Annotated in this window: 5 protein-coding genes; 4 read left to right on the plus strand and 1 reads right to left on the minus strand. The window is 61.8% G+C overall.

Going from position 1 to position 3,766, the window contains the following annotated elements:
• Positions 1–141 precede the first annotated feature (141 nt).
• Complete coding sequence (locus tag ACFFAR_RS27475; protein ID WP_375508848.1) at positions 142–654, minus strand: winged helix DNA-binding protein; 513 nt, start codon at positions 652–654, stop codon at positions 142–144.
• A 155-nt stretch (positions 655–809) separates the two neighbouring features.
• On the opposite strand from ACFFAR_RS27475, the gene pxpB reads away from it, so the two are divergent.
• From pxpB to ACFFAR_RS27495, 4 genes are all read left to right on the plus strand, one after another.
• Positions 810–1,463 (plus strand): 5-oxoprolinase subunit PxpB, encoded by a 654-nt coding sequence (gene pxpB / locus ACFFAR_RS27480; protein ID WP_062168323.1) that lies wholly within the window; start codon positions 810–812, stop codon positions 1,461–1,463.
• Positions 1,460–2,491 (plus strand): biotin-dependent carboxyltransferase family protein, encoded by a 1,032-nt coding sequence (locus tag ACFFAR_RS27485; RefSeq protein ID WP_375508845.1) that lies wholly within the window; start codon positions 1,460–1,462, stop codon positions 2,489–2,491. The genes pxpB and ACFFAR_RS27485 overlap by 4 nt, the downstream gene beginning before the upstream one ends.
• A gap of 21 nt (positions 2,492–2,512) precedes the next feature.
• Positions 2,513–3,265 carry a 5-oxoprolinase subunit PxpA gene (pxpA, locus tag ACFFAR_RS27490; protein ID WP_375508846.1) on the plus strand — a complete coding sequence of 251 codons (753 nt, stop codon included), beginning with the start codon at positions 2,513–2,515 and terminating at the stop codon, positions 3,263–3,265.
• Positions 3,266–3,433: 168 nt separating this feature from the next.
• Positions 3,434–3,766, plus strand: a 333-nt coding sequence (locus ACFFAR_RS27495; protein WP_375508847.1) for a 5-oxoproline transporter, DUF969 family subunit, incomplete at its 3' end; no start/stop codon positions are given.

Below are 3,766 nucleotides of genomic sequence, written 5' to 3' on the forward strand. Positions count from 1 at the left end.
AAAAAGAAATGAAGTCCCGCCACGGACAGTGGCTAATAGTGCTAAAAAAATCAGCTAGAACAGAACGCGCGGTAGCCCAAAGAGCAACAACCCAGCACCAACCCCAACCGCCAAACCCCAGCCCAAGTGCGAACGAAAACCCTATAGTGAGGCAGCGGCGCGAGCCGCCGTATCGTACAACCCCGAGGCATTACGCAGCAATTGCGCCGCCTCTCCAATCTGCTCGTTCGAAAGCCCGCTCTCTTTCAGCGCGCTGATCAAACAGCTCTCCCGCACCTCCCGATACTTCCCGCACAGCTCCCGCCCCGCCGGCGTTGCGGAAAAGAACACCTCCTTCCCCACCTTTTCGCTCGCCACATAGCCCCGCGCCATCAACTTCTTCAAGGCATAGCTCGCAACGTGCGTGTCCTCTATATTGAGAACAAAGCAGATATCGGCGATCTTTTTCTTGCGGTCACGATGACTGACATGATGCAGCAGCGATACTTCCACCGCCGTCATGTCCTTCGCGCCCGCCGCCGACATGCAGCGCACCATCCATCGGTTGAACGCGTTGCCGGCCATGATCAAACCGTACTCGAGCTCGGACAACTCCGCGCTGGTTTCGGATACGAGATGCTCGGAGGAAACAATCTTGGTCGGGTGGCGAGACATGGCATTCAACGAAACAATGTGCCAGCGAGTGTAGCGTATCGACCGAAATTTCAATAACAAACTCACATTCTTATTGATAAATTGTCGATAATTTATTGACGATGTACATTCCATGATCGAATCGAGGCACACCCTCGACTACCGGCAAGGTCAGCATGACACCACCCAAAATACATCCACTCGGCGACACCGCGCTTGTTTGCGAAGCGCCCGCGCCCGCCACGCTCGAATGCCAGCGCCGCATGTGGGCGCTCGCCGACGCGGCGAGGCTCTGGCCGCATGTCGTCGAGGTGGTGCCGGGCATGAACAACCTGACACTCGTCTTCGATCCGCTCCAACTGGAGCAGACCGACCTCGCGCAGCAACTGAAGAGCGCCTGGGACGAGGCGCTGGAAGCGGATGTCGGGACCACCGAAATCGAAATTCCCGTGCGCTACGGCGGGGCGGACGGGCCGGACCTGGCGTCGCTGGCGAAGCATTTGAAGCTGGATATCGATGAACTCGTGAAGCGGCACACGCAAGCCGATTACATCGTGTTCTTCCTGGGTTTTCAGCCGGGATTTGCTTACCTCGGCGGCCTCGATCCGACGCTCAACGCCCCGCGTCACGCGAAGCCGCGGCTGGAAGTGCCGGCGGGGTCCGTGGGGATCGGGGGCGAGCAGACAGGGATTTATCCGGCGGTGTCGCCGGGTGGCTGGCAGTTGCTCGGGCGCACGGACGTCAAGCTGTTCGATCCCGCCCGCAACCCGCCCACGCTGATGCAACCGGGCGATCACGTGCGATTCATCGCGCTGGAGGTGCTCGCATGATCGACGTGATTCGCGCCGGCATGCTGTCTTCAGTGCAGGACCTCGGGCGTCATGGGTACAGGCATCTGGGCGTGAGTTCGGGCGGTGCGCTCGACGCCTTGTCGCTGGAAATTGGCAACCGGATCGTGGGCAACCGGCCGGATGCGGCGGGTATCGAATTGACGCTCGGGCCGGCAACCTTGCGCTTCACGCGAGCAACGCGCATCGCGATCACGGGTACGGATTTCGGCGCGACACTCGACGACAAACCCGTCTACTCGTGGTGGAGTCTTCCCGTCCAGGCCGGCCAGGAACTGACGCTGCGTGGCGCCAAGCACGGCATGCGGGGGTACGTGTGCGTGGCGGGTGGTATCGATGTCCTGCCCATGCTGGGTTCGCGCAGCACGGATCTCGGCGCGTGTTTCGGCGGCCTCGGGGGCCGGGCGGTGCGTGATGGCGACCGTCTTGCGACCGGCGTGCCGCAGCCGCCGAAGAACGGCGCGTTCTCGCCCACGGGCGTGGCATTCGGCGTGAAAGCGCCCGCATGGTGCAAATTCGTGTACGTCGAAGAACCGGTGCGGCGCGGCAAACATACGGCGGGCAACGCGTGGTCGCTCCCGGTCCGGGTTTTACGCGGTCCCGAATACGAGACATTCACGAAAACGGCGCAGCACGATTTCTGGGACGAAGAATGGACTATCACGCCGAACAGCAACCGCATGGGTTTCCGGCTCGCGGGAACGGTGCTGGAACGTACCGATAAGGCCGATCTGCTCTCGCACGCGGTGCTGCCCGGCACCATCCAGGTCCCGCCGAACGGCCAGCCAATCGTGCTCATGGGTGACGCCCAGACCACGGGCGGTTATCCAAAGATCGGATCGGTGATCCGGGCGGATTTGTGGAAGCTCGCGCAAGCGCGGTTGAACGGCGGTGTGCGCTTTATCGAAACGACGGTCGAGGCCGCGCGTCACGCCCTCGCCGAAGAGCGCATGTATGTGAAACAGGTTGAAGCGGCGATCGCGATGCACGCCGAACGCCACGACCGGTAAATCAACGTGAAAGGAACGACCATGGATATCGATCTGAATGCCGATCTCGGCGAAGGCTGTGGTTCCGACGAAGCGCTGCTCGATCTGGTGAGCTCGGCGAATGTTGCGTGCGGCTGGCACGCGGGCGGCGCCACGGCCATGCGCGACTGCGTGCGCTGGGCGGTGGCGAAGGGCGTGGCTATCGGCGCGCATCCGAGCTTCAACGATCCCGAGAATTTCGGGCGCAAGGAAATGGATATTCCGGCCTCCGACATCTATGCCGGCGTGTTGTACCAGCTCGGCGCTCTGGCCGCGATTGCCAAGGCGGAAGGCGGCAGGATCGCGCACGTGAAGCCGCACGGCGCGCTGTATAACCAGGCCGCGAAGAACCCTGAAATTGCCGAAGCGATCGTTGCGGCCATTCACGATTTCGATCCGTCGCTGCTGGTGTTTGGCCTGGCAAACAGCAATCTCGTCGATGCCACCCGCAAGGCGAACATGGCGGCTATCGAAGAGGTGTTTGCGGATCGCGGGTATCGGGCCGATGGATCGCTCGTGCCGCGCAAGGACCCGGGCGCGCTGCTCGACGACGAAGAAGCGGTCCTCGCCCGCACGCTTTCGATGGCAACCGAACGGCGCGTGCAGGCGGTCAGCGGCGAATGGGTGCCGATCAACGCGCAAACAGTCTGCCTTCACGGCGACGGTGCGCACGCACTGGCTTTCGCCAAGCGGATTCGCGGCGCGCTGGAGACGGCGGGCATCGAAGTCCGGGCGGCGCACGCCGTTGCTGCATGAACTGAAACCAGCGCCTCTCGATTTACTTATTCAACGCCTCGGGTCAACACGGGGCGTTTTAGCAAGCGGCCATAGAGCTGCTTTTCGTCGAGCCGATGGAACAGACCACTCAAAGCAAGCGGTCCGTCCAAAGGCGGCAGGTCAATTACCCGAGCTTTGGAGATCTGAATGGGAACCGCAGTCAATCTATGGCCGCTAATTGGAGTGGTCGTCATCATCGTGGGATTTATCCTGCGCTTCAACCCGATGCTGATCGTGGCCGCCGCCGCCATCGTCACCGGGCTGGCGGCGCATTTTCCGATCGATCGAATTCTTACTGCCATCGGCACGGGATTTCTCAAGACGCGCAACATCCCGCTGATTATCTTGCTGCCACTGGCAGTGATTGGCTTGCTCGAACGCCACGGCTTGCGTGAACGCGCGCAGATCTGGATCTCGGGCATCAAGGCCGCGACAGTCGGGCGGCTCCTGATCGTGTACCTGCTGATTCGCGAGCTGACG

It is taken from the genome of uncultured Caballeronia sp. (assembly GCF_964243625.1).
In the GTDB taxonomy this organism is placed as follows: Bacteria; Pseudomonadota; Gammaproteobacteria; order Burkholderiales; family Burkholderiaceae; genus Caballeronia.